This is a genomic window from Arthrobacter sp. R-11, assembly GCF_049913155.1.
Lineage (GTDB): Bacteria > Actinomycetota > Actinomycetes > Actinomycetales > Micrococcaceae > Arthrobacter.
This window is the reverse complement of record NZ_CP183979.1, coordinates 689491-711793: the sequence shown is the minus strand read 5'-3', so window position 1 is coordinate 711793 and position 22303 is coordinate 689491. Positions and strand designations below refer to the sequence as shown.

18 protein-coding genes and 2 pseudogenes are annotated in these 22303 nt (G+C 66.3%); 13 read left to right on the top strand and 7 right to left on the bottom strand.

Annotated features, from left to right (window positions below; genetic code table 11):
• The first annotated feature begins 9 nt into the window (after positions 1–9).
• On the top strand, positions 10–300 hold the full coding sequence (locus ACN9M4_RS03220) for a hypothetical protein (protein WP_426302138.1): 291 nt from the start codon (positions 10–12) through the stop codon (positions 298–300).
• Positions 301–403: 103 nt separating this feature from the next.
• Here ACN9M4_RS03220 and ACN9M4_RS03215 read toward each other — a convergent pair whose 3' ends face one another.
• Positions 404–1078, bottom strand: a complete 675-nt coding sequence (locus tag ACN9M4_RS03215; RefSeq protein ID WP_426302137.1) for a haloacid dehalogenase type II — start codon at positions 1076–1078, stop codon at positions 404–406.
• A gap of 96 nt (positions 1079–1174) precedes the next feature.
• A complete protein-coding gene (gene solA / locus ACN9M4_RS03210; RefSeq protein WP_426302136.1) occupies positions 1175–2359 on the bottom strand; it encodes an N-methyl-L-tryptophan oxidase in 1185 nt (394 codons plus the stop codon).
• 173 nt (positions 2360–2532) lie between these two features.
• Between solA and ACN9M4_RS03205 the strand changes: the two genes are divergently transcribed.
• A complete protein-coding gene (locus tag ACN9M4_RS03205) occupies positions 2533–3438 on the top strand; it encodes a LysR substrate-binding domain-containing protein (protein ID WP_426302135.1) in 906 nt (301 codons plus the stop codon).
• A gap of 102 nt (positions 3439–3540) precedes the next feature.
• Here ACN9M4_RS03205 and ACN9M4_RS03200 read toward each other — a convergent pair whose 3' ends face one another.
• The gene (locus ACN9M4_RS03200) at positions 3541–3900 is read right to left on the bottom strand and encodes a cupin domain-containing protein (protein WP_426302134.1); all 360 of its coding nucleotides are present in this window, start codon (positions 3898–3900) and stop codon (positions 3541–3543) included.
• A 407-nt stretch (positions 3901–4307) separates the two neighbouring features.
• Between ACN9M4_RS03200 and ACN9M4_RS03195 the strand changes: the two genes are divergently transcribed.
• From ACN9M4_RS03195 to ACN9M4_RS03150, 10 genes and pseudogenes are all read left to right on the top strand, one after another.
• Positions 4308–4979 carry an aspartate/glutamate racemase family protein gene (locus ACN9M4_RS03195; RefSeq protein ID WP_426302133.1) on the top strand — a complete coding sequence of 224 codons (672 nt, stop codon included), beginning with the start codon at positions 4308–4310 and terminating at the stop codon, positions 4977–4979.
• A gap of 31 nt (positions 4980–5010) precedes the next feature.
• Positions 5011–6298, top strand: a pseudogene (otnK, locus tag ACN9M4_RS03190) (3-oxo-tetronate kinase).
• Complete coding sequence (gene otnC / locus ACN9M4_RS03185; RefSeq protein ID WP_426302132.1) at positions 6280–6930, top strand: 3-oxo-tetronate 4-phosphate decarboxylase; 651 nt, start codon at positions 6280–6282, stop codon at positions 6928–6930. The pseudogene otnK and the gene otnC overlap by 19 nt, the downstream one beginning before the upstream one ends.
• 119 nt (positions 6931–7049) lie before the next feature.
• Positions 7050–8417: an MFS transporter gene (locus ACN9M4_RS03180; protein ID WP_426302131.1), complete on the top strand. Its 1368-nt coding sequence runs from the start codon at positions 7050–7052 to the stop codon at positions 8415–8417.
• Between the two features lie 128 nt (positions 8418–8545).
• Positions 8546–9774, top strand: a pseudogene (locus tag ACN9M4_RS03175) (glycogen debranching N-terminal domain-containing protein); the annotation flags it as partial.
• Between the two features lie 180 nt (positions 9775–9954).
• Entirely contained in the window at positions 9955–10611 is a 657-nt protein-coding gene (locus ACN9M4_RS03170; protein ID WP_426302130.1) for a hypothetical protein, read from the top strand.
• A 79-nt stretch (positions 10612–10690) separates the two neighbouring features.
• Positions 10691–11407 carry a YcnI family protein gene (locus ACN9M4_RS03165; RefSeq protein ID WP_426302129.1) on the top strand — a complete coding sequence of 239 codons (717 nt, stop codon included), beginning with the start codon at positions 10691–10693 and terminating at the stop codon, positions 11405–11407.
• 112 nt (positions 11408–11519) lie between these two features.
• A complete protein-coding gene (locus ACN9M4_RS03160) occupies positions 11520–12143 on the top strand; it encodes a DUF4232 domain-containing protein (protein WP_426302128.1) in 624 nt (207 codons plus the stop codon).
• A gap of 42 nt (positions 12144–12185) precedes the next feature.
• Positions 12186–17129 carry an ATP-dependent helicase gene (locus tag ACN9M4_RS03155; protein WP_426302127.1) on the top strand — a complete coding sequence of 1648 codons (4944 nt, stop codon included), beginning with the start codon at positions 12186–12188 and terminating at the stop codon, positions 17127–17129.
• Positions 17122–17937, top strand: a complete 816-nt coding sequence (locus ACN9M4_RS03150; protein ID WP_426302126.1) for an Fpg/Nei family DNA glycosylase — start codon at positions 17122–17124, stop codon at positions 17935–17937. The genes ACN9M4_RS03155 and ACN9M4_RS03150 overlap by 8 nt, the downstream gene beginning before the upstream one ends.
• A 60-nt stretch (positions 17938–17997) precedes the next feature.
• Here the strand turns inward: ACN9M4_RS03150 and ACN9M4_RS03145 are convergent, their stop codons facing one another.
• Positions 17998–18639, bottom strand: a complete 642-nt coding sequence (locus ACN9M4_RS03145; protein ID WP_426302125.1) for a YczE/YyaS/YitT family protein — start codon at positions 18637–18639, stop codon at positions 17998–18000.
• A gap of 60 nt (positions 18640–18699) precedes the next feature.
• Here ACN9M4_RS03145 and ACN9M4_RS03140 point away from each other — a divergent pair, with 60 nt between their 5' ends.
• Positions 18700–20181, top strand: a complete 1482-nt coding sequence (locus tag ACN9M4_RS03140; RefSeq protein ID WP_426302124.1) for a PLP-dependent aminotransferase family protein — start codon at positions 18700–18702, stop codon at positions 20179–20181.
• Positions 20182–20400: 219 nt separating this feature from the next.
• Here the strand turns inward: ACN9M4_RS03140 and ACN9M4_RS03135 are convergent, their stop codons facing one another.
• From ACN9M4_RS03135 to ACN9M4_RS03125, 3 genes are all read right to left on the bottom strand, one after another.
• Positions 20401–21093, bottom strand: a complete 693-nt coding sequence (locus ACN9M4_RS03135) for an SRPBCC domain-containing protein (protein WP_426302123.1) — start codon at positions 21091–21093, stop codon at positions 20401–20403.
• Positions 21086–21763 carry an ArsR/SmtB family transcription factor gene (locus ACN9M4_RS03130; protein WP_426302122.1) on the bottom strand — a complete coding sequence of 226 codons (678 nt, stop codon included), beginning with the start codon at positions 21761–21763 and terminating at the stop codon, positions 21086–21088. Before ACN9M4_RS03130 ends, ACN9M4_RS03135 begins: the two co-directional genes overlap by 8 nt.
• 87 nt (positions 21764–21850) lie before the next feature.
• Positions 21851–22285, bottom strand: a complete 435-nt coding sequence (locus ACN9M4_RS03125; protein WP_426302121.1) for a VOC family protein — start codon at positions 22283–22285, stop codon at positions 21851–21853.
• Between the last annotated feature and the right edge of the window lie 18 nt (positions 22286–22303).

Sequence of the window (22303 nt, the reverse complement as noted above, 5' to 3'; positions counted from 1 at the left end):
ACTCAACCTTTGGAGCGACGGTACAGAGGAAAGCTCTGGCCGGCCCTCGGAATCGCCGATGTCACGGAAGCAACAGGCTGCTGCGGCGTAGCTGGAAACTTCGGATTCGAAGCCAACCACTACGAGATTTCCATGAAGGTGGCGCAACAGGCACTTGCTCCGGCCCTTGAAAGCACGGCGGCGGACACCCCGGTCCTTGCCGATGGCTTCAGCTGCGCAATGCAGGTCAAGCAGTTGGAACCGCAGCGCAAGAGCCTCCACCTCACCGAACTCCTGGACCCGGGAAACACTGCCTCCTAACCCCAGGCCCGTTCGGACAACGCAGGAAGCCTGCCAGCAATTGCTGGCAGGCTTCCTGCATTATGAATGGCCGCCTCGCTCGCGGTTGGTACCTTGAAGCGGGTTAGAGGCCGAGGAGTTTGTTCAGCTCGTCCAGCGACTTAACGGTGGTGATTCCGTAGCCCGGAGCAAAGGGTTCCGCGCCACGGTCCAGCATCACAAGGTCCCGGAAGCCGATGTTGAACATCGGGATGTGGTCGTACAGCGGGTGCGAAGAGACATGCAGGAAGTCCTCGGGCTTGGCGTTCAGGGAGTCCAGCATGTACTCGAACGCCTGGAGCCGCGGCTTGTAGGCCTGGGCCTGCTCAGCGGTAAACACAGCGTGCCACTCTGCACCGAACTTGGGGATGGTGATGTCCAGGAAGCTGGTGTCTGCGTTGGACAGGGCCACCAGCTTGTAGTTGTCGCCCTGGAGCTTCAGCGCAGCCGGCACGTCCTCGTGGGGAGCGGCGTTGCGCACGGCCTCAGCGAGCTCTGCGCCGGCACCGGGGGTCGGCCCAAGGCCAAACCGCTTGCCGGCGCGGTCAAAGGCGTCCTGAAGGATTTGCTCGTAGGGCTTGTAGTCGCCCTGGACCTCGTCGAACCGATATGCACGGAAAATCTTCTTGAAGTCCAGCCACTGCTCTTCGGGGATGCGGCCATCGAGCAGGCGCTGGGTGGTGGGATAAATGGTGAAGTTGATCAGCGTGCCGAAGACGTCATAAGAGATGTACTTCGGCCGGAAGTTCGTTTCTGTCATGGTCGATCCATTCTAATTGTCTTGTATTTTTTACGGGTTGGGATTTCAGCAATTGCCGTTGGTGGAAAACCTTTTGTTGAGCGACCAGTGCCGCTCTTAGCTCAGAGCCAGCGATGTGAGTCGCGCCGCGGGTCCGAGGAACCGTTCTGGGTTCATGAAACTGACGTCAGTGGCCGTTGTTCCGTCCAGCAGGAGGTCCGCGGCAATAGCTCCCAGTGCGGAAACCATCTTGAAGCCGTGGCCGGAGAACCCGGTCGCCACGAGGACGCCTTCCATTCCGGGCACCGTGCCGAACAGCGCGGTCGTATCGGGTACATGACCGTCCGCGCACGTGGCAACCCGCACCGGCTCCGGAATGAGTCCCGGAATGAATTCCCGAACCCATGCCCGGATGGTGTCCAAATGCCGAGGATCCCAAGTAGGTGGCTTCTCCATGGACTCAACCTCGTCCAGAAATATGCTTGCGACGACTTTCAGTGTCCAACCGTCAGCACTTGGGAATCCGTAGAACTGGGCGTTATCCGATCTTCCGCTCTCCTCTGCCCTCCTGAGGAAAACGGGCATGTCCTCCCGGCAGAAAGTGCTTGGATCCACAGCGGGGAACCATGTCAGGACCTGGGGACGGACGGCTAGATGAACGCCGAGTTCCTTGCATACCGCGCCGGCGCCGTTTCCCTGCGACACGATCACCCGGGAAGCGATGATCTCTTCTTGATCTGTCCGGACGATGTACCGGTCACCATACTTCTCGACGCTGCGCGCTTTACGGTTGCCCAGGAACGTCGCCCCCAGCCGTTTCGCTTCAGCCAGGGCGGCGATCACGGCCTTCTCGGACTTCAGGTAGCCTCCCTCAGGATCGAAGATCGTGACGTCGGTGTCCCTGATCAGGTGTTCGGGATACTTTGCCCTTGCCTCCTCGCCGAGCAAGAGGTCGTAGGCGAGGCCATGGTCTTCCCCGGCCGCGATGAGCGATGCCAATCGCGGGTTGTGCTCGTCGTAAATCGTGACGGCACCTGTCGCGTTGAGCAGTTGTGTCCCGCTGATCTTCTCCAGTTCGCGCCAGAGATCCTGCGACCTCTGCAGGAGAGGTGTGTAATGCCCGCCTTCGGCATATACCTTGCGGAAAATACGCGATTCGCCTGCGTACGCGGAAAAGGGACCCGGGATCGAAAACCTGTCTATTCCGATAACCCGCAGACCACGGGAGGCAAACTGCCAACTCGCCATGCTTCCTACAGAGCCGACTCCGACGATTACGACGTCTGCTTCAAGTGCAGTCATGCTTTCACCTTGCTTTCCCTCATTGAAAGCCTCTGTCTCGATTCCGGGTTCCCCTCTAAGGGCATCACCGTTGACTGTGGTTGCTTTCAGTCAAATCAGCCTACGACACAAGAAGACGTCGATTAACGACCTGTGAGACAATGCATTGTTTCCGAAAACGAAAGAAGCTGGAGATGGACCTCACATCGATCGATGATTTGGAGTTTTTCGAACAGATCTCCCGTTCCCAGAGCCTTACCGAAGCTGCCAGGAACTGGGGAAAGTCCGTGTCCGCGGTGAGCAAACGCCTGGCTGCTCTTGAGTCACGGCTGGGGGTGCCGTTGGTCCGGCGCAGCACACGCCGGCTGACCCTCACCGAAGAGGGGCAGCGCTATGCGACAGGGGCCTTGGCTATCCTGCAGCAGAAAACCGACCTCGAAGAAGCCCTGTCCGTGCAGCACGGTGAGCTAAAGGGACGCATTAGGGTGCACTCGTCCCTGGGCATCGGGCGCAAGCACATTGCGCCGCTGCTGGGCGAATTCGTCCGGGAGCACCCGCTGATCCAGATAGATTTGCAGCTTTCACCGCTGCCTTTGAACATCTCCGGCACGAGTTTCGACATCGCCATCCGCGTCGGAGGGCTGTCGGACTCCAGGCTCAAGGCCAAACTTCTGGCGCGGAACCGCAGGATTGTATGTGCCGCCCCCGGCTACTTTGATGGCGCCCCGCCGGTGCGTACCATCAGGGACCTGGAACGGCACAACTGCATTGTGCTGCGTGAAAACAACGCCGACTACTCTTTGTGGCGCTTTGGCGATAAAGAGCAGGAGTATATCGACGTAAGGGGCAGCATGATCAGCGACGACGGCGACGTGGTGACTGACTGGTGTGTCCAGGGCCTTGGACTGATTATGCGCTCCACCTGGCACGTCAACCCGATGATCCAGCAGGGACTGCTTGAGCAGGTCCTCCCGGATGTTCCGACGCCCAACGCCGACATTTACGCCCTCTACCCCGCCACGACCAGGACGCCCCGGCGAATCACCGCGGCCATTGAGCATCTGAGGCAGGGCCTTGAGGCGAGGATGGGTTCCTACTGAATCACCCCGGCATCACGGCCGGCCATCCTGCTTATAAAAGGGAGCCCCGGGACAGCAACAGCTGTCCCGGGGCTCTCTTTCAGATGGGGCTCATGCGGCTAGCTACTCGGATGTCGCCGGAACATCCTTGACAACCCACATCTTGCGGACAGTTTCGTGGATGGTCCACGTGCCCTCCCAGCCGGCCGGCATCACGAAGAGGGTACCCGGACCGATGTCAAAGCTCGTGCCATCCGCTTCTGTAATGGTGGCGGATCCGCTCAGAATCTGGCAGATCTCGTCATTCTGCCGGACAGTCTTGGACACTCCCGGCGTCGCCTCCCAAATACCCACTTTGAAGTCGTCCCGGGCCCAAAGGCGGAAGGAAACATCCGTCTGGCCCGGCGTAGCCGAGTTCTCCTTGGGAGTGTGTGCCCCCGGATCTGCCGTTGTTGCGTCGCTCATAACGGTGGCCTTGACCATAGCCGCTCCTTCTCATTTTTCCTTTGGTTGAACGCCGTTGTCCCGGTTCCGGGTTTGCCTCTGAAGGGCAATGTCATCGGCCTTGCTAGCGTATGTGACAAGAAGACGATAATTATGGCCACATCAGGCAATGCATTGTTTCCTCATCCGACAGAAGCTGGAGATTGAGCTCGCGTCAGCCGGGAATCCACTTCTTTCGACTCCAGAAACAATGCGTTGTCTCATCCGTCCATAATCAACGGCTTCTTGTCTCGTACGCTGGTCTGACTGGAAGCAGAACGCATGCTATCCACGGCGGAAGTCACCCCGGAATAGGGACAAACCGCCATTCAACAAGCGAAAGACTCAACCATGACCAACACCCAGCGCCGCGGCCGCGGGGAAGCACTCCTTTGGAAGGCCTGAACGTGAACCAGACTCCGTTACTTGCAATGCTGCACACGGTCCCGGGCCTGGTCTCGGACATGGAAGCCCGGGCTTCGGACGCGGTTCCGGGCATTCGCGTCCTGCATTATGTGGACGAGTCACTGCTCCGGGACACCATAGTCGAGGGATCGACGCCAGAACATGTTCGTCGTCGGTTGATCAGCTATGCCCGCTACGCCGAGGAATCCGGTGCCCAGGCATTGTTGGTGAGCTGTTCCTCGATCGGTGAAGCGGCAACCGCAGCCCGGGGCTTTGTGTCCATCCCTGTCCTCCGCATCGATGCCCCCATGGCTGAACTCGCGGTGGCATCAGGCCACAGGATCGGCGTGCTCGCAACCGTCTCTGCCACCCTTGGACCCACAACACGCCTTGTCCAAGCGGCTGCCACGAGGCAGAACAGGACACCCGACATCACCGCCCGAAAGGTGGACGGCGCATTCGACGCCCTGCGCGCAGGTGACCGGGACAGGCATGACTCGCTGGTGCTCTCGGCGTTCTTGGAGCTGGCAGCCGATTGCGACGTCGTGGTTCTCGCCCAAGCGTCCATGGCCCGGGTCGTCAAGCAAACCCAGGCTGGCGGACCGATCGTCCTGGCGTCCCCCGATTCGGGCATGTCCCAGCTCAGCACGATTTTCCCCTCCAAAGATTCGTAAGAACCGCTTCTATCCGGGAAGGATTCCGGCCGTGCCAAACACCCAAACGAACGCCAGTCTCCCGTGGCTGGGAGTTATCGCCGACGACTACACGGGCGCCTCGGACGTGGCTGGCACGCTCGTGCGCGCCGGCATGCGTGTGGTCCAGACCTTCGGCATCCCTGAGCCGTCCATGCAAATGGGCGACGTCGACTGCATCGTCATTTCCCTGAAGACCCGCAGCATTCCCGTCGCCGACGCGGTGGAGCAGTCTCTGGCGGCGGCGCATGCCCTGACGATGCGGGGCGTTCAGCAACTCTATTTCAAATACTGCTCGACGTTCGATTCGACCCCCGAAGGCAACATTGGACCTGTGGCAGACGCCCTGCGCGGGGAGTTCGTGCGGGACGGCCAGGTCACGGTGGTTGCTCCGGGTACGCCGGCCTTGCGGCGAACGGTGTACAACGGTGTGTTGTTCGCAGGCATGGACCTGCTGCAGGAATCTTCCATGCGCCACCACCCGCTGACCCCGATGTCCGACTCCAACGTGGCAAGGCTGCTTCAGGCCCAGACCAAGACGCCCGTCGGTCACGTCGGCTACAGCGCCATCGAAGCGGGAGCGGCTGCGGTTCAATCGCAATTACAGATCCTGAGCGCCGCGGCCACCGGGTACGCCGTCGTTGACACTCTCGACGACGGTCATCTGGCAGTGCTGGGCTCTGCACTACTCGATCATCCCCTTGTCACCGGCGGATCAGGGCTGGTTGGGGGGCTGGCGCTCGCCCGTGGGGCCCGCGTCCAACCAGGACCTGCACCCGTCCCTAGGCCAACAGGTCCCGCCGCCGTTGTCGCCGGAAGTTGTTCAGAGATGACGAGGGCCCAAATCAACGCGTTCCGCAAGTCGCGCCCTTGCTTCCTCGTCGACCCGGTTGCCATCGCAGATGGCCAGGACGTGGTTGCCGCAGCGCTGGACTTCGCCCGAAAGAACATGGCGGACGGCCCGATATTGATCCACTCCACCACCCCCCCCCGAGGAAGTATCGAGGGCGCAACAGCAGCTTGGCAGGGCCCGGGCCGCCGAGTTGACCGAGCAGAGCCTCTCCATGATCGCCGAGGGCCTTATCTCCTTGGGCTGCCGACAACTGATTGTGGCCGGCGGGGAAACGTCGGGCGCTGTCGTTCGGCGCCTTGGCATCACCACCGCCCGGGTCGGCAGGGAAGTCGCCCCCGGCGTGCCGTGGCTGACTACCGAAACCGGCGACTCGTTCGCCATCCTGCTCAAGTCCGGCAATCTGGGGAATCCGCGGCTCTTCCTTGACGCATGGGACCACGACCGGTGACCGGCATGGACAGCCGCCATGGACTCGTGCGACTGGCGAGGTCCTTGCATCAGAGAGGCCTCACCAGGGGAACATCCGGGAACCTGAGTGTGCGCGTTGCCGGCGGCATGCTGGTGACCCCCACCAACGCATCCCTCGGAGAACTCAGAACAGAAGACCTCTCAATGGTTTCCGACGCTGGCGAGCACCTGTCCGGTGCCCGCCCGTCCAAAGAGGCCTTTCTGCACTTGGCGATGTACCGGGCGAGGCCGCAGGACCATGCCGTAGCGCATCTCCATTCCACGTACGCCACGGCGCTTTCGTGCTTGGACGACGTGGACGACGATGACGTTCTGCCCCCCTTGACGGCCTATTTTGTCATGAGGGTCGGGCGGCTGGTCCGGCTGCCGTATTTCGCACCCGGAGACCAAGGGCTCGCCGAGACTGCCGAAAAGGCGGCAGCATCGAGCCGTGCCCTGCTGCTGGCGAACCACGGACCGATCGTCTCCGCGCCTTCCTTGGCGCAGGCGGTGGACGCCGTTGAGGAAGTGGAAGAGACGGCCCGCCTGTTCTTCCTCCTGCAAGGCCGCCCGGTTCGACCCCTCACACCGGCGCAGATTACGCATCTCTCCGCCGGCCGCGTTCATCACTAATCCGACAGCCAAAGCCATAGCCATAGCCAAAGCCAAAGCCATAGAGCAAGGAGAGTCAACTGCCACGTAAAGGTCTTGTCAGGACCGAACCCGCCCCACAGCTGCTGCTGGCGAGCCAGTTGATTTTCAACATCGGCTTCTACTCTGTGGTGCCGTTTCTCGCAGGCGTCATGCGGGACGACTTCGGCATGGGAACGTTGGCGGTCGGGATTGTTCTTGGCGCGCGCACCTTTGCACAGCAGGGCTTGTTTCTTTTCGGCGGCGCACTTTCCGACCGATGGGGAGCACGGCAGTCATTGATTGCGGGTTGCCTGGTACGGGTTGCGGGCTTTCTGCTCTTGGCGTTGGCAGCTGACTTCCCTCTTTTCCTGTTCGGCGCCGTGGTGACGGGCATTGGCGGGGCGCTGTTCGCCCCCGCGATGCAAAGTCTCGTTGCCTCCGCCGCCGAGCACCGCATTGCCCGGAAAGGCACCGGACCGGAAGACGACACACACAGCGCCGCCTCCCGGAAAAACCAGGGATCCACACTCTTTTCCTTGCTCGTGGTCTGCAGCGAGGTAGGTACTGTTGTCGGTCCGCTCTTGGCAACACTTCTACTCAAAACGGGCTTTGATAACGCACTGCTGGTCGGGGCAGGGGTCTTTGCCGTGATGGCTGCCGTCTTCCTGTTCTTCCTGCCAAAACCAGAGCGTGCCGCCCCCAAAACAGCAGGCGGCAGGACCGCCTGCGCGCCGGCGTCGGGCCTCTGGTCCTGCCTTAAGGAGAAGCGGTTCGTCCGGTTCACGGCCTTCTATAGCGTCAATCTCCTGGCGACCAACCAGCTGTATTTCGGGCTTCCGGTGGAACTGGAACGAAGCGGGGCCGGTGCAAGTGCGTTGGCTGTGGTCTTTGCCTACGCATCAGTCCTGACTATTACCCTTCAATGGCCCATAGCCCGGCTCATGCGCAAAGCCGGACCGGAATTCGCACTTCCTGTCGGCTTTGCCCTGCAGTCACTTGGCTTCGCTTCCATGGCAGCTCTGGCGGTCATTCCTCCGCCAAGCGGCCTCCCCATACTTCCGGCACTCGTGCTCGTAACAGGCCTTGCCTTGGGGAACATGTGCGTAATGCCCATGGCCATGGGACTGGTAATGGAGTTCGCCGCCGGGCGTCCCACAGGCGCCTATTACGGATTGCTCGCCACCGCGGGAGGACTCGCCGTCGTCGTCGGTAATGCGGCCCTGGCCCCGCTCTACGAACACGCCTACAAACCGTCAATCGCCGCAGTGCCTCCGTGGCTCCTCCTGTCTCTCTTCGCAGCGCTAACAGCAACATTCATTCGCCGCTTCGTCCCCGATAGTGCCCGCAGAGACCGCCACCAATCAGATCCCGGCTTGCAGCCTCGTCGCCCTGGGCATCGCGGGCCGGGCGGTGCTGCCGGCCACCCGCCCCATGCCCCATCCAGCGGGCGCTCAGTCAACCGGGCCAGTCAGCATCCTGGTTTTTGACAAACCTGAAAGGGTCCCTAGTGCCAGCAGCTCGTCAGGCGTACCGTCTTAGCCAAGCAAGGGCGCCGGACGACTAGCCGGAGCTGATCGATCTTGCCGCAGCACGCCTGACGGTGGAGGAACCGACGATGGCTGGATGGAATGCCGACACTGCCGCCGGACCGCTTGGAAGCGGCGCGGTGACGTTGGTGGAAGGATCGTCCTTCTGTATCTCTTCGGCCAACGGGGACGTGCAGCCCGGGCTTCCCCATGGACTTTTTGTCCAGGACACGCGGATACTTACCCGCTGGAGCCTCACCGTGAACGGCAGTTCCCTGGAACCGTTGGCGGCCGAAACCAAGGAACCCTACAGGGCGCTGCTTGCAGGAAGGGTTCCCCGCTCCGACGGCTACGCGGACAGCCCGCTCATCGTGGAACGGCTGCGCGAGGTGGGAGCCGGGCTTCTTGAGCAAATCACCATCCGGAACTTTTCCCTGGACCCGGTCGAATGCGTCATCCGCATCGGGGTGGACGCGGATTTCGCCGATCTGTTCGAGGTGAAGGAAGCCCGCTTCGAACGCCATTGGGATAGCGTCCGGGAGCCCGGCGACGTCTCCCTCACCATTCGCGGCATCTGGGAAGACATCCGCAAGGAGGTCATCATTACGGCACCGGGCGCCGACGTCGAACCCGACGCCATTACCTACCGCACCGTCGTGCCCGCGAAGGGTCACTGGACAACCTCGCTGACAATCGTGCCGTCGTCGGAGGGAACGACGAGCCCGCGCCTTTCATGCACCCCGAGGCTGATGGCCTGTCACCCCGGGATTTGCGGCGGCAGGAATGGGTGGCCAAAATCCCCGTCGTACACATCGGCAACCACATCATCGAGCGAACCCTGCGGCGCAGTTATGACGACCTTGGCGCGCTGAGGATTGAGGATCCGGCACACCCCGAGCACGTTGTCGTCGCGGCAGGGGCGCCGTGGTTCATGACCCTGTTCGGACGGGACTCGCTCTGGGCCTCTGAGATGTCTCTGCCCGTTGACCCGTCCCTTGCCCTGGGTACCCTGCAAACGCTGGCGAACTACCAGGGCAGCGTGGTGGACGAGCGGAGCGAGGAGGAGCCCGGCAAGATCCTGCACGAGGTCAGGCCCGACGTCTCCAGCGGGCTGGCCCTCGGCGGCAAATCCATCTACTACGGCAGCGTGGATGCCACGCCGCTGTTTGTCAGCGTGCTCGGATCAGTCAGCCGGTGGGGCTTCGCTTCGGAGACCATCGCCGCCCTCTTGCCGCATGCCGACCGCGCCCTGGCCTGGATCCGGGATTACGGAGACAAGGACGGCGACGGCTTTGTCGGATACCAGCGCCTCAACGAGTGCAGCTCGGACAGTTGCAGTGAGTGTGGAGGAAGCCCGGCATTCGGGAGTCTTCGCCCTACGCACAGGCCGCGCTCAGCCCTAGGGCCATACGGGGCATGAACCAGGACTAGGTAGAATTGCGCTCGGCCGCTCCCGAAAAGGGCGGCGGCACGCCGAACAGACATGAGGGAGGACTGCTTGCGCACTGCTGCGCCTTTCCGTTCCCTCCGGGTTCCGTTCCATGCGCTCCGCTCGGCCGCGCTGGCCCTGGCCATCCTCTCCCTCGCCACCGGCGCGCACGTGATCGCAGGCGGCACCCTGCCGGCCTTGCCCCTCGTCCTGGCGCTCCTGGCCTTGACGGGGCTCGCCACGACTGCCGCTACGCGTTTCAAGCTTGGCCTGCCTGCCGTAGCGGCGCTGCTCGGCGGCGGGCAGGTGCTCCTGCACGAGGCCTTCACGGCGCTCGGCCCGGTCACCGCCGGCCCCGTCAGCGCCGGCCCGGTCGCCGAAGCACCCCATGTACACCACGCCCTTTTGCCCGCGGTCGGCGACGTGGTGGCGGACGGGCTCCAGCACCTGGACGCCGCTGACAGCCCCTTTGGCTGGTTCATGCTGGCCGGCCACGTCCTCGCCTCTGCGGCCTCGGCCCTGCTGTTTGCCAAGGGCGAGCAGGCCTTGTGGCAGCTGGCCTCCTGGCTCCGCCCGCTCTGGCGGGTCCTCGCACCCCTCTTCACGCCTGACGCCGGTACCCGCCCTGCGGCGGCTGGCGCACCGTCGGCGTTCATCCCCCGCCCCTGGCGGAACCTCAGGCAGGGCAGCAGACGCGGCCCGCCCGCCGTCGTCGTCCTCTCCTGATTCCGCCCGGCGCCTCCTTTCACGGTGACGGGCACTTCCCCGTACTCCCGCGCAACCGCGCACCCTGAAAGGCACAACCATGACCACCTCCGTACTCCGCCGCACCCTTACCACCGCCGCAGCCGCCGGCGGCACCGCCGTCCTGATGCTCGCCGGCATGCAGGGCGCTTCCGCCCACGTTTCGGTAACCCCGGACAAGACCGCCGCGAACTCCTACGCGCTGCTGACCTTCGGCATCCCGCACGGCTGCGACAACACGGGCACCACTAAAATGACCATCACCCTGCCGCAGGAACTGAACGACGCGCAGCCCACGGTGAACCCCAACTGGACGGTGGAAAAGGTCACCGAAACATTCCCGGAACCGCGGAAGCAGGCCGACGGGACCTCCATCACCAAGCGCACCAGCAAGATCGTCTACACGGCCAAGGCCCCGCTGGATCCGCACCTGCGCGACGCCCTGGTCCTCTCCGTGAAGCTGCCCGACGCCGCCGGCAAGACCCTCTACTTCCCCACCCTGCAGAGCTGCGTCAAGGGCCAGACCGACTGGAAGGAACTCCCCAAGGAAGGCCAGGACCCGCACAGCCTGGAAGCCCCGGCGCCGTCGTTCACCATCACGGCGGCAGCCGGCCACGATGGCCACGGAGCGCCCGCCGCTGAGGCAGAACAGGCCGCGGCAGTGTCCGGCGCTTCCGACGGCGGTGCGGACGCCCGCAGCTGGGCCGGGCTTGTTGCCGGGCTGGCCGGCCTCGCGCTGGGCGGCGCCGCGTTCTTCCGTAAGATGAAGTCGGCCTGACTGAAATACGGCTGAAAGGATGGCGTCCGGAACATCACGATCCGGGCGCCATTTCCGTATCCGCCGCCGTGGCGTGGTTGACTCGGGCAATCGACGCCGGAAGGCTGGGCGCATGACTACTGCGCGCGCCAAAAAGGCCCTCCTGTTCACGACCGCGGCAGCCTCACTCCTGGTGCTGGCCGGCTGCGGCCAGGGCCAGAACCCGGGCTCCGGCAGCCCGTCGTCGGACACTTCTCCCAGCGCCTCGCAGAGCCCCTCGGACAACGGCAGCCCCTCGGGTCCGGCGAGCGCCACGGGCACTGACTCCTCCGGAGCCCCGGGCCTCTGCAAGTCCGCCTCCCTTACTCCGAGCGTCGATTCGACGGGCGGCGGCGCCGCGGGCAGCGTGTACCAGAAACTCATCCTGACCAACTCGGGGACGGCGCCCTGCATCCTCAAGGGTTTCCCGGGTGTCTCGCTGGTTACCGGGCCCACGGCCGGCCCGGTCGGTGCCCCCGCGGACCGCGACACCTCCAAGGCCCCGGTGGAACTCCTGCTGCAGCCGGGCGATTCGGGCGCCGCCGTGCTCCGCTACACCCAGGCCGGCCTCTACCCCGACTGCAAGCACGTCCCGGCCGCGGGTTTCCGGATCTACCCGCCGGAGGACACCGCTTCGGTGTTCCTCGCGCAGCAGCGTGAGGCCTGCAGCAACGCCGGCATCAAGCTGCTGACCATCGGGGCGTTCCAGGCAAACTGACTTTCTCCTTTTCTTGTCGGTGCCTTGCGGCATGATGGAGGAATGCAGGAGGAGCCGCGCAACGGGGTGATGGAGGCGTTCAGCCGCGCCACCCGTGAGTGGTTCCTGGGCGCCTTCGCCGCGCCGACCCCCGCGCAGGACGGCGCCTGGCGGGCCATTTCCTCCGGAGCCCATGCCCTGGTGGTCGCACCCACCGGTTCGGGCAAGACGCTCGCCGCGTTCCTGTGGGCGCTGGACAAGCTGCTGGCGCCCGCGGCCCCAGCAGCAACAGCCCCGGCGCCGGAGGGCAAGGCAAAACGCAAGACCCGCGTACTGTACATTTCCCCGCTCAAGGCCTTGGGCGTGGACGTCGAACGCAACCTCCGTTCGCCCCTGATCGGCATCACGCAGACCGCCAAGCGCCTGGGGCTGCCGGCACCCATCGTGAGCGTCGGCGTCCGTTCCGGGGATACGACGACGGCGGAGCGCCGCGCGCTGCTCAGCCACCCGCCGGACATCCTCATTACGACGCCCGAGTCCCTGTTCCTGATGCTCACCTCGCGTGCCCGGGAAACGCTCATGGATGTGGACACCGTGATCGTGGATGAAGTCCACGCAGTGGCCGGCACCAAGCGCGGGGCGCACCTTGCGGTGTCCCTGGAGCGGCTGGATGCCCTTCTCCCGAAGCCCGCCCAGCGGATCGGGCTGTCCGCCACCGTGGAGCCGCGGGAACTCGTGGCCCAGTTCCTGTCCTCCTCCGCGCCGGTGGAAATCGTGGCCCCGGCGTTCACCAAGAACTGGAAGCTCGCCGTCAGCGTCCCTGTGGAGGACATGTCGGACCTCGCGGGCGCGGCCGGAGCCTTCGATTCCGGGCCGGCGTCCGGGCTGCAGCCGCAGGCCTCCATCTGGCCGCATGTGGAGGAGAAGATCGTGGACCTGGTCCTCTCCCGGCAATCCACCATCGTCTTCGCCAACTCGCGGCGCCTCGCCGAACGCCTCACGGCCCGGCTGAACGAAATTCACGCCGAACGCCAGCTCATACCGGTGGATGTCTTCTCCGATGGCTTTCCCGACGCCGCCGCCGGTTTCGTCCCGGACTTCGGTGCACCTGACGGCGAAGCGCCTTCCCTGCCCGGGACATCCACCGCCACGCCTGCCCACATGATGGCGCAGGCGGGCAGCACCAGGGGCGCCGATCCCGTGCTGGCCCGGGCGCACCACGGCTCCGTGTCCAAGGACCAGCGGGCCATGATCGAGGACGACCTCAAGTCCGGGCGGCTGCGCTGCGTCGTGGCCACCTCGTCCCTGGAGCTTGGCATCGACATGGGGGCCGTGGACCTCGTGATCCAGGTGGAGTCGCCGCCGTCGGTGGCCAGCGGGCTGCAGCGGGTGGGCCGTGCCGGGCACCAGGTGGGCGAAATCTCGGAGGGTGTGCTGTTCCCGAAGCACCGCGCGGACCTCGTCCACACCGCGGTCACGGTGGAACGCATGCTCAGCGGGAAAATCGAACGCCTGCACATCCCCGCGAACCCCCTGGACATCCTCGCCCAGCAGACGGTCGCTGCCGCAGCCCTGGGGAGCATCGACGTCGAAGACTGGTTTGCCACGGTGCGCCGCTCCGCGCCGTTCGCCACCCTGCCGCGTTCGGCCTTCGAGGCCACGCTGGACCTGCTCTCCGGCCGGTACCCGTCCGATGAATTCGCCGAACTGCGCCCGCGCATCATCTGGGACCGCAACGCCGGCACCATCGAGGGCCGGCCCGGGGCCCAGCGCCTCGCGGTGACGTCGGGCGGCACCATTCCGGACCGCGGGCTCTTCGGCGTCTACATCATCGGCACGGAACACGAAGGCCCCGCCGGAGGTTCCGGCGGGTCCGGCGAACAGGCGGGAACGGCGTCGAGGGCTGCCAAGGGCGGGCGCCGCGTGGGTGAGCTCGACGAGGAAATGGTCTACGAATCCCGTGTGGGAGACATCTTCGCCCTCGGGGCCACGAGCTGGAAGATCGAGGACATCACCCACGACCGCGTCCTGGTCTCCCCCGCTTTCGGCCAGCCCGGGAAGCTACCGTTCTGGAAGGGCGATTCCCTGGGCCGGCCCGTGGACCTCGGCAGGGCGCTGGGCGCCTTCGTCCGCGAGCTCTCCGCATCCGATCCCGCCCCCGCTCTGGAACGCTGCAAGGCCAGCGGCCTGGACGACTTCGCCGCCCGCAACCTGCTCCAATACCTCCGCGAGCAGCAGCAGGCCACGGAGGTGGTCCCGAACGACCGCACGCTCGTCGTCGAACGGTTCCACGACGAACTGGGCGACTGGCGTGTGGTGCTGCACAGCCCCTTCGGCATGCCCGTGCACGCGCCCTGGGCACTCGCTGTCGGGCAGCGCCTGCAGCAGCGCTACGGCCTGGACGGCTCCGCCATGGCCGCCGACGACGGCATCGTGCTGCGGGTGCCGATGATGGAGGACGAACCGCCCGGTGCGGAGCTGTTCCTCTTCGAGCCCGAGGAACTGGAGCAGATCGTGACGGCGGAGGTGGGCAGCAGCGCCCTGTTCGCCTCCCGTTTCCGCGAGTGTGCCGCCCGGGCCTTGCTGCTCCCCCGGCAAAACCCGGCAAAGCGGCAGCCGCTCTGGCAGCAGCGCCAGCGTTCGGCCCAGCTGCTGGACGTGGCGAAGAAGTACCCCCAGTTCCCGGTGGTGCTCGAAACCGTGCGCGAGTGCCTGCAGGACGTCTACGACCTCCCGGCGTTGAAGGACATCGCCGGCGCCATCGAACGCCGGGAGCTGCGCCTGGTGCAGACCACCACCCAGCAGCCCTCGCCCTTCGCGAAGTCGCTGCTTTTCGGCTACGTGGCCCAGTACCTGTACGAGGGCGATTCGCCCCTGGCCGAACGGCGGGCGGCAGCCCTGGCCCTCGATTCGACCCTGCTGAACGAGCTGCTGGGCCGGGTGGAACTGCGTGAACTGCTCGATGCCAAGGTCATCGACGTCACCGAGCTGGAGCTGCAGCGGCTTGTTCCGGACCGCCGGGTCCGGGGCTTGGAGGGGGTCGCGGACCTGCTGCGCCTGCTCGGGCCCCTGGACGCGGCGGAGGTGGCTGCCCGCCTTGAGGACGGCAGCACGGCCGACGCCGCCGTGCACGTCGCCGCCCTCCATCTGGCTGCCCTCCGCAAAGCCAACCGTGCACTCACGGTGACCCTGGGCGGGGTGGAACGCTATGCGGCCATCGAGGACGCGGCACGGCTCCGGGACGCGGTGGGCGTCCCGCTGCCCATGGGTGTCCCGCTGGCCTTCATCGAGCCGGTGGCCGATCCCCTCGGCGACCTCGTGTCGCGCTACGCAAGGACCCACGGCCCGTTCACCGCGGAAGAGGCCGCCGCCCGGCTGGGGCTCGGGGCCGCCGTCGTGCGCACCGCCCTGAAACGGCTCGCCGCCGACGGCCGCGTGGTGGAAGGCGAGTTCCGGCCGCACCCGGTGGCGGAAGAACCCGCACCCGGCAGCGAAGCGGCGGCAGTATCCGAAGCCGCCGAAATCCCTCAGCAATCCCTGCTCCCGCCGCCTGCCAGCGAATGGTGCGATGCGGAGGTGCTGCGCAAGCTCCGGCGTCGTTCACTGGCTGCGCTGCGGGCCGAGGTCGAGCCTGTGGAGGCGGCCGCGTACGGGCGGTTCCTGCCCGATTGGCAGAACGTCCGCCAGCCCGGAAGGTCCCGTGCGGGCTCGGCATTGCGCGGGCTGGACGGCATCATGACCGCCGTGGACCAGCTCTCCGGGGTGCCGGTTCCGGCGTCGGCGTGGGAGCCGTTGGTGCTGGCCAGCCGGGTGGCCGACTACCAGCCGGCCATGCTCGACGAACTCATGGCCGCCGGCGAACTGCTCTGGGCCGGGGCCGGTTCGCTGCCGGGCAACGACGGCTGGATCAGCCTGCACGTGGCCGACTCCGCGGAGCTGACGCTGAACCCGGACCCGGAGTTCGAACCAGCGGATGCGCAGCTACGCCTCCTCGGGCACCTGCGCGACGGCGGCGGGGCCTACTTCTTCCGCCAGCTCACGGACGTCGCGGGCGGCATGGATGCCGTGCTCAGCGACGACGCCGTGGTGGCCGCGCTGTGGGACCTCGTGTGGGCCGGGCGGATCACCGGCGACACCTTCGCGCCGGTACGCGCGCTGATCGCCGGCGGCAGGACCGCCCACCGGCAGGTCGCCAGGCCGCCGCGCGCGCGTTCGCTTCGCCTGGGCCGGATCGGCCGCGCGCATGGGATCGGTGCGGACAGCGGCTTCGCTTCGCCCGGGCTGAGCGGCCGCTACGGCTCCCTGTCAGGATCTGCCGCGGCGACGCCGCCCCTGGCGGTGGGCCGCTGGTCCGCCCTTCCGGCGCCGGAGCTCGACCCCACCCTGCACGCCCGCGGCACCGCCGAACTCCTGCTGGACCGCTACGGCGTGGTCACCCGCGGCTCCGTGATGGCGGAGAACATCCTGGGCGGCTTCGGCCTGATGTACAAGGTGCTGGCCCGGCTTGAGGAAGCCGGCCGCTGCCGCCGCGGCTACTTCATTGAGCATCTCGGGGCCGCGCAGTTCGCCGTTCCCGCCACCGTTGACCGCCTGCGTTCCTTTGCCGAGGACGCCCGCTCAGAGAAGCACGAGCCTTCCGCTTTGGCCCTCGCCGCCACGGATCCCGCCAACCCCTACGGTGCCGCCCTGCCCTGGCCCGCCCTGCCCGCCGACGCCGCCTCCGGGCACCGTCCCGGCAGGAAGGCGGGAGCGCTGGTGGTGATGGTCGACGGCGCCCTGGCCCTGTACGTGGAACGCGGCGGCAAGACGCTGCTCACCTTCGGCCATGACGACGGCGTGCTGGCGGCTGCCGCTGCGTCGCTGGTGGACGTGGTGCGCCGCGGAGCCGTCGACAAACTCATCATGGAAAAGGCCAACGGCCAGGATCTCCTGGGCACGCCCATCGCGGAGGCTTTGGCCGCGGCCGGCGCCTACTCCACCCCGAAGGGCCTGAGAATCCGTGCCTGAGGGAGATTCCGTCTGGCGGGCCGCAAAGGAGCTGCACCAGGCGCTGGCCGGGAAGGTGCTGTTGTCCTCGGATTTCAGGGTGCCGCGCTTCGCCACCCTGGACCTGTCGGGCTGGACCGTGGAGGAGGTGGTGCCGCGGGGCAAGCACCTGCTGATGCGCGTGCATGATTCCGCCGCCAACAACACGCGCCGCGCCCTGACCATCCATTCGCACCTCAAGATGGAGGGCAGCTGGCAGGTCTATGCCCCGGGAGGCAGATGGCGGAAACCCGGCCACACCGCCCGGTGCGTGCTGCGCACGGCCTCGGCCGACGTCGTCGGCTTCTCCCTGGGCGTCCTGGAAGTCATCCGGAGCGAGGAAGAAGACCGGGTCCTGGGGCATCTCGGCCCGGACCTGCTGGGCCCTGACTGGGATCCGGCGGAGGCGCTGCGGCGGCTGGAGGCGTCACCGGAAACTCCTATCGGACTCGCCCTGCTGGACCAGGGGAACGTGGCCGGAATCGGAAACATCTACCGCTGCGAGTCGTGCTTCCTTTCCGGTGTGCACCCGGCCGTCCCCGTGGCTTCGGTGCCTGATCCTGCCGCGATCCTGGCCGATGCCAAGCGGCTGCTGGAGGCCAACCTCGGGGCCGGGCCGCGCTCCACACTGGGACCGCGGGCCCTGCGCCCGGGCTATTGGGTCTACGGGCGCGAACACCAGCCGTGCCTGCGCTGCCGCACTCCGATCCGGCGCGGAATGCTGGGGAAATCACCGGGCCTGGAGGAACGGACCATCTACTTCTGCCCGAGCTGCCAGCCGGCGCCGTGATCTCGGTCCCCCGGCCCAACTGACTCGCAGTTAATGTCGTTTTGCGCCCTCAAAACGACATTAACTGCCAGCTACTTGGGCTTGCGGAACCGTCTCGTCCAGCGCGCTCTCCCGCGGTGCGGACCTTTCAGGAACCACGAACAGCGGCAGCAGCAACTGGACCAGGGGCCCGATCGCCAAGGCGTAAACCACTGTGCCCACGCCCACCGAGCCGCCCAGCAGCCAGCCGGAGCCCAGCACGACTACCTCGATCAGCGTGCGGGACAGGCGCACTGACCAGCCGGTGCGCCGGGCCAGGCCGGTCATGAGCCCGTCGCGGGCACCGGGGCCAAGCCGGGCCCCGATATAGCAGGCGGAGGCGATTCCGTTGAGCAGCACGGCCCCCGCCAGCATGGCGATCTGGCCGCCGAGGTGCGAGAAGGCCGGAATCAGGGCCAGGCCCAGGTCGGCGAAGACGCCCACCAGCACGGCGTTGGCGAGGGTGCCGAAGCCGGGCATCTGCCGCAGCGGGATCCACAGCAGCAGCACCAGGAAGCTGACCACCACCACCACAGTGCCGATGCTCCAGCCGAGCTTCCCGGCGAGCCCCTGGTGGAACACGTCCCAGGGATCCAGTCCGAGGCTTGCCCTGATGAACATGGCCAGGGAGATTCCATACATCGCGAGGCCGATCAGGAGCTGGGTGATTCTGCGGGTCATCATGGCTCCATCTTTCAAGACAACTGGCATTGCTTTCCATAGCCAGTTTGAAATACTGGTCTTATGCTTTCCCTGTCGAACCCTTCGGGCTCACTAAGCCCCGCAGCCCTCGCCCGCCTCCTGGGCGCCTGGAACACGGGTGCGGCGGCCGCGTACCGCGAGCTGGCCGACGTCGTGCGCCTGCTGGTGCTGGACGGGCGCATCGCACTGGATGTCGCGCTCCCCAGTGAGCGCGCCCTCGCCGAAACGCTCGGGGTCAGCCGCACCACGGTCACCGCGGCCTACGCCGGGCTGCGCGAACAGGGCTTCCTGAGCGGCGGGCAGGGAAGCCGGGCGCGCACCCGGCTCCCGCACCGCATGGCCCTGGCCCAGACCCCCTGCCTCGTGGCTCCGGACGGCGTGCTGGACCTTGCCTATGCCTCGCTGCCCGCCACCGGCGAGGTGGTGCACCGGGCCTTCGCGGACGCGCTGACCGAGTTGCCGGCGCTGCTGCCGGGCTTCGGCTACGACCCGCTCGGCGTCCCGGTGCTGCGGGAAGCAATCGCCGCGCATTACACGGAAGCGGGCGTTCCGACGTCGGCGTCCCAGATCCTGGTGACTTCCGGCGCCCAACACGCGCTGAACATCATCCTGCGCACGCTCGCCGGCCGGCAGCAGAAGGTGCTGGTGGACCATCCGAGCTACCCGAATGCCCTGGACGCCATCCGGGCCTCCGGTTCACGGACGGTTCCGGTGCCGCTGCCCGCCGCCGAAGCTTCAGGGGCAAGCGGTCCGGGCTGGGACATCGACGCCATGGTTTCCGCGATGCGGCAGCAGCGCCCTGCCATGGCGTACCTGCTCCCCGACTTCCACAACCCCACAGGGCGCGTGATGTCGGACCTGCAGCGCCGGCGCCTGGTCCGCGAGGCGGCAGGTACGGGCACGGTGCTGGTGGTGGATGAGACCCTGCGCGCCCTGGACCTCGACGGCGTCGGCACCACGCCGCTCGCCGCCTTCAGCCCCGCGGTGGTCTCCATCGGCTCGCTCAGCAAGTCGCACTGGGCAGGCCTGCGGACGGGCTGGATCCGCGCCGGCGAAGAACTCATCGCCCGCTTCGTGGCGACCCGGACCACCATGGACCTCGGCGGACCGGCCGTGGAACAACTCGCCGCCGCCCGGCTGATGCGCGATTTCGCCGAACCGCTGGGCGCCCGGCTCGAGACCCTGCGGGGAAACCGTGAGACCCTGCTTGGCCTGCTGGCCGAGCACCTTCCCGGGTGGACTTTCGAACGCCCGCGCGGCGGCCTGACCGTCTGGTGCAGGCTGCCCTCGGCGTCGAGCACCGCCCTCGCGGTCCTCGCCCCCGAGTTCGGCCTGCGGCTGGCAGCGGGGCCGCGTTTCGGCGTCGGCGGCTCCTTCGAGCATTTCCTGCGGGTGCCGTTCACCCTCCCGCCGGAGCAACTCACGACGGCGGTCCTCGCCCTGCGTGCCGCCCAGGACCGCCTGGACGCCGCGCCGCAGTTGCGCCGGACGCTGAAGGAGCCCCAGGAGGCGGCGATCGCCTGATCCCCTCCCCCCAACTGACTCGCAGTTAACGTCGTTTTGAGGCGTCAAAACGACAACAACTGCGAGTCAGTTGGGCGGGAACAAGCCAATTGGGCGCCTGGGTGCCGATCGAATCTCCGGCATAAACCGGCAGAGTTGCTAAACCGGCAGAGTTGCGGGGCCCGCTCTACGTCTTTTCGACGCGTCAAAGGACGTAGAGCGGGCCCCGCATTCTGGAGCCTAGGCGTACACCTTCTCGAGGAACGCGCCCCAGGCCTTGGCTGTGGCCTCGGAGTCGCCCCTTCCGCTGAAGTCGTGGACGGTCATGCCCACAGTGGCGCCGAAGTTGTTGCGGCCGAAGAAGCGGTACAGGGTGTCGGAAGTGCGCAGGCCCAGGAAGTGCTCGTTGGAGAAGTCGAGTTCACCGCTCAGCTTGCCCACGCCGTCCACCTCCACCTCCACAGGGGAACCCTGTGCCACGCCCTCGACTCCGAGGGCCTTCTTGAACCGCTCGAAGCCGTCCGGGGTCTGCGAGGCCTCGGGGGCCTGGATGTCCGTGAAGAGCACGGGCTTGCCGTCGAAGTGCTGCAGGTACTGGCCAAGGGTGTGCAGGTAGAAGGCGGTGTGCTTGCTGGCGCCGTCGTACTGCTCATCCCAGTTGGCCTCGAAAATCCCGCTGTGCACGTAGTGGAGCTTGGCCCGGCCGCCGTCCAGCGGTTCGATGACGTGCTCGAGCTGGTTGAACCAGCCATCGGGCCCCTCCATGCGGTCCACCAGGTGGCTCGGGTACTCCTCCACAGTCTTGACGGAGGGCCACTGGTCCGTGGGGAACATCCAAGCGGCGGTGCCGTTGGTCACGGCCTCCCAGACCCGCTCAGGAGTGCCGGGGATTTCGCCGTCGAAGACGATTTCAAATTCGCGCTTGTCAGTCATTGCCTTGGTCCTTTTCCTTGAGTTCCGTGCTTTCTTTGGGTGCCTTCAGTGCGGGGTGGAGTACGACGACGAGGCGGTGCTTGCGCCCGCCGGCTGCGGTTCCGCCGGCCGCACCGCCGTCGTGGGCACCGCCGCTTGAGGCGCCGCTTCCGCGGTCGTGGTACTTGTCCACAAGCCGGGTCACCGCAACGCCGAGCTCCTCGGCGAAGGCGGCGCGGTCCGCGGCCGTGCGGAAGGTGATTTCGCCGTCGATCGCGAAGCTCGCCAGCTTCTTCTTGGCCGCCGCGGCGCCTGCGATGAGCTTGCCCATCTCCTGGACCGTGCGGCCTGCGAGCGCCAGCAGCCAGAACGCAGAGAAGCGGTCCGCGAAGCGCCGGGGGTCCGGCGCCACCGAGGCCAGGGCGACCGGCGAGATCAGGTAGGAGGCCGCCGTCGCGCGCAAAATGCGTTCGGTGACGTTGCCTTTCTTCCTCTCCTCCACAAGTTCCACCAGCCCGTGGCTTTCGAGGGCCTTGAGGTGGTAGTTGACCTTCTGCCGGGGCAGTCCCACCTTGGCGGCGAGCTGCGTGGCCGAGGCGGGCTCGGCGAGCTCCTGGAGGATGCGGGTGCGGATCGGATCCAGTGACGCTTCCGCGGCGGCAGGGTCCTCGATCACTTCGATGTCCAACATGCGTCCATCATGCCTACCGACAACTTTTTTTGTCAAGAATTTTTTTACCGTCGGTGGTGGGTGTGCCGGTTCACACGGCCTTCCGGCTCACAGCGCCTGCGCGACCTCGACGAGCAGGCCCTCCGGCCCGCGGATGTACGCCAGGCGGTAGATGTCCTCATAGTTCACGAGTTGCCGGACCAGCCCGTAGCCGGCATCGCGCGCCCGGGCGACAACGGCGCCGACGTCGTCAACCTGATAGCAGACGTGGCTGAAGCCGAAGGAGTTCACCGGCCGGGCCATCTCCCCCACCGGTTCCGGTGAGATGAACCGGCTGAGCTCCAGCTTGGTGCCACCCACGCCTGGAGGACTCATCATCGCCATGTCCACGCGGGTCCCGTCCAGGCCGTTGACCCGGTCCGCCCAGGGCCCGCCGACCTCCGAACGCCCCTCCATCTCGAAGCCCAGCGCCTCAAAGAACGCTATGGCCCGGTCGAGGTCCTGCACGGTGACGCCCACGTGGTCCATTCGGAAAGCAGTCATGCGGCCAGCCTACGCGCG

What these genes read in the sequence shown, in the direction of transcription:
- ACN9M4_RS03215 (WP_426302137.1), bottom strand. Translation starts at nt 1,078, where the DNA reads ATGACAGAAACGAACTTCCGGCCGAAGTACATCTCTTATGACGTCTTC.
- solA (WP_426302136.1), bottom strand. Translation starts at nt 2,359, where the DNA reads ATGACTGCACTTGAAGCAGACGTCGTAATCGTCGGAGTCGGCTCTGTA.
- ACN9M4_RS03205 (WP_426302135.1), top strand. Translation starts at nt 2,533, where the DNA reads ATGGACCTCACATCGATCGATGATTTGGAGTTTTTCGAACAGATCTCC.
- ACN9M4_RS03200 (WP_426302134.1), bottom strand. Translation starts at nt 3,900, where the DNA reads ATGGTCAAGGCCACCGTTATGAGCGACGCAACAACGGCAGATCCGGGG.
- otnC (WP_426302132.1), top strand. Translation starts at nt 6,280, where the DNA reads ATGGGACCACGACCGGTGACCGGCATGGACAGCCGCCATGGACTCGTG.
- ACN9M4_RS03165 (WP_426302129.1), top strand. Translation starts at nt 10,691, where the DNA reads ATGACCACCTCCGTACTCCGCCGCACCCTTACCACCGCCGCAGCCGCC.
- ACN9M4_RS03160 (WP_426302128.1), top strand. Translation starts at nt 11,520, where the DNA reads ATGACTACTGCGCGCGCCAAAAAGGCCCTCCTGTTCACGACCGCGGCA.
- ACN9M4_RS03155 (WP_426302127.1), top strand. Translation starts at nt 12,186, where the DNA reads ATGCAGGAGGAGCCGCGCAACGGGGTGATGGAGGCGTTCAGCCGCGCC.
- ACN9M4_RS03145 (WP_426302125.1), bottom strand. Translation starts at nt 18,639, where the DNA reads ATGATGACCCGCAGAATCACCCAGCTCCTGATCGGCCTCGCGATGTAT.
- ACN9M4_RS03140 (WP_426302124.1), top strand. Translation starts at nt 18,700, where the DNA reads ATGCTTTCCCTGTCGAACCCTTCGGGCTCACTAAGCCCCGCAGCCCTC.
- ACN9M4_RS03135 (WP_426302123.1), bottom strand. Translation starts at nt 21,093, where the DNA reads ATGACTGACAAGCGCGAATTTGAAATCGTCTTCGACGGCGAAATCCCC.
- ACN9M4_RS03130 (WP_426302122.1), bottom strand. Translation starts at nt 21,763, where the DNA reads ATGTTGGACATCGAAGTGATCGAGGACCCTGCCGCCGCGGAAGCGTCA.
- ACN9M4_RS03125 (WP_426302121.1), bottom strand. Translation starts at nt 22,285, where the DNA reads ATGACTGCTTTCCGAATGGACCACGTGGGCGTCACCGTGCAGGACCTC.